1 pseudogene is annotated in these 1,879 nt (G+C 63.5%); it reads right to left on the bottom strand.

Annotated features, from left to right (window positions below):
• Nucleotides 1-1,879 (bottom strand): annotated as a pseudogene (locus Q0331_RS02910) (type IV secretion protein Rhs); the annotation flags it as partial.

Genomic DNA, 1,879 nt, shown 5'->3' with positions numbered 1-1,879 from the left:
CTGGGGTTACTGGGGTTGGTGGTGGTTGGTTGGGGTGTGCGGGTCGCACTGGTAGCGCGGCCTATAGCGTCGACGGTGAAGCTGGTGGTGCCACGCAGTTGGTCGGTGATGGCGGTGAGGGTGGAGTCGGCTCGCCAGGTGAAGTCACGACCAGCAACAGGGGCAAGCCCGCCAGGCGTTGCCGAATCCAACAGGTTGGTGTGGTCACCGGTGATGCGCCCACGGGTATCGATGTTGATGGTGCGTACCAGGTTGTCGATAGCGGTGGTGGCGCGGTGGCCGCGGGTGTTGGTGGTGTAGGTCAGCTCGGCAAGCAGGCGACCAGTGTGATCCAGGCCTGCCGGAGCGCTTGTATCGGTGTGGCGGTCATGAGTGACTACTGGGGTGGTGTGGTGGGTGATGGTGCTGCTGGTGATCTCACCAGCAGCATTGCGTCCATAGTCGGTGGTGATGGTGTGGTCGGTGGGTAGGGTGAGGTGTTCGCCGGTGACCATGCCCGTGGCGGAAAGCTCGAGAGTGTGGCGGGTTTCTTCGCCACTGGCCAGGCGTGTGGTCTCACTAATGGCCCGGCCATAGGAGTCACGGGTGTAGGTGATGGTCGCAGCCGGGTTGGTGATGCTGGTCAGGCGGCCGAAGGGATCGTAGTCAAACAGTGTGGTGCCGGAAGCATCCTCAATGCTGGTAGTCAATCCCAACTGGTTGTAGGTGGTGGTTGTTGTGCCTGCTGGGGTGGTGATTGTGGAGATGAGTCCGTTGGGGCTGGTGGTGTTGGTGGTGACGATACCGTTGTAGTCGGTTTGGTGGGTGATGTTCCCGTCGAGGTTGTAGGTGTAGGTCCAGGTGTGGCCGTCGGCGTTGGTGATGGCCACGGGTTGCATTTGGGTGTTGTAGGTGATGGTGGTGGTCGCACCGGTGGCGTCGGTGGTGGTGGCGGGTTTGTCGAAGACGGTGTAGGTGGTTGTCGTCGTCGCACCCATTTCATTCGTTGACGATAGTTGGTTGCCTTCGCCGTCGTAGGTGGCGGTGAGGGTGGTGCCATCAGGGTGGGTGAGTGTGGTGGGCCAGCCTTCGGGGGTGTAGTCGATGCGGGTGGTGTTGCCGTCGGGGTCGAGGGTGTCGGTGATAAGTCCTTGGATGTTGAGGGTGTGGCTGGTGCGGCGGCCGGCGGGGTCGGTGATGGCGATGGTGCGGCCGGCGTTATCGCAGTCGATGTGGGTGGTGGCCCCATCGGGGGTGGTGATGCTGGCAGGGGTGATGCCGGTGGGGCGTAGGTCGTAGGTGTAGGTGGTGGTGGCTCCGTCGGCGCTGGTGACCGCGGTGGTCATGCCGAAAGCGTCGACCTGGTAGTCGGTGGTGTGTCCGTCGCGGCCGGTGATGCGTACGGGCATGCCCCAGGTGCCGGGTTCGATGGTTGTGGTCGTCCCATCAGGGTAGGTGGTGTCGACGATGAGGTCGTTGTCGTCGTAGGTGTAGCAGGTGGTGGCACCAGCCGCGTTGGTGACGGTGGCTGGGAGGTGGTGGTCGGTGTAGGTGGTGTCCTGGATGGCACCTTCGGGGGTGATGATGCGCCAGACGTCGCCTGAGGCGGTGGCGCGGTAGACGGTGGGGCGGATGTCGCCGAGGAGGTCGTCGGTCAGCCAGTCGGTGGGGATGGTCCAGTTGGTGGTGTCGCGGTTGGTGGTGCGGCCGCGTCCGGTCATTCCTGCTTCGTCTAGTCCACCCTTGAGGAGGGCTTGGTAAAGGGGGAGGTTGTGGAGCCGGTCGAGGTAAGTGTCAACGACGCTGTCGCCGGTGTTTAGGGGGTCACCGGTGAAGTCGCCGGCGGTTTCGATGAGTACGCAGACGGTGCCGCCGATGGGTGCGTCGTCGCCGGTGTCGT

Source organism: uncultured Corynebacterium sp. (assembly GCF_937999985.1).
In the GTDB taxonomy this organism is placed as follows: Bacteria; Actinomycetota; Actinomycetes; order Mycobacteriales; family Mycobacteriaceae; genus Corynebacterium.
The sequence above is the reverse complement of the archived record's forward strand: the minus strand, read 5'-3'. Positions and strand labels throughout refer to the sequence as shown.